The organism is Shewanella sp. S1-49-MNA-CIBAN-0167, assembly GCF_040310145.1.
Taxonomy (GTDB): domain Bacteria; phylum Pseudomonadota; class Gammaproteobacteria; order Enterobacterales; family Shewanellaceae; genus Shewanella; species Shewanella psychromarinicola.
The window spans coordinates 1-288 of the sequence record NZ_JBEOPO010000192.1 but is presented as its reverse complement, the minus strand read 5'-3'; the positions used below and the strand labels follow the sequence as shown (position 1 = coordinate 288).

Here is a 288-nt window from a genome sequence, read left to right as displayed (position 1 = left end):
CGGCAGAGCTTATTTTGTTTTTCTGTCAGTACATCGCGGTGTTCTTTATCTTTTCGGGCATTTTGTTTATTGCCAATGCCTCATTTAATAATTTAGGTAAGGCTAAATACTCGACCTTTTTTAATGTCGGTAAAGCAACCATCGGCACCATACCATTTGTGTATTTTGGCGCCCAGTGGGGCGGTGTATTTGGGGTGTTAATTGGTCAGGTGATTGGGGCAATTATATTTGGTGTGATAGGTATTTTATGTGCATATCGATTAGTCGACAAAATTAGCCGCCAAGGTA

The 288-nt window shown here is 40.6% G+C and carries 1 pseudogene; it reads left to right on the top strand.

The features are described from left to right. Positions 1-288, top strand: a pseudogene (locus AAEZ00_RS20970) (MATE family efflux transporter); the annotation flags it as partial.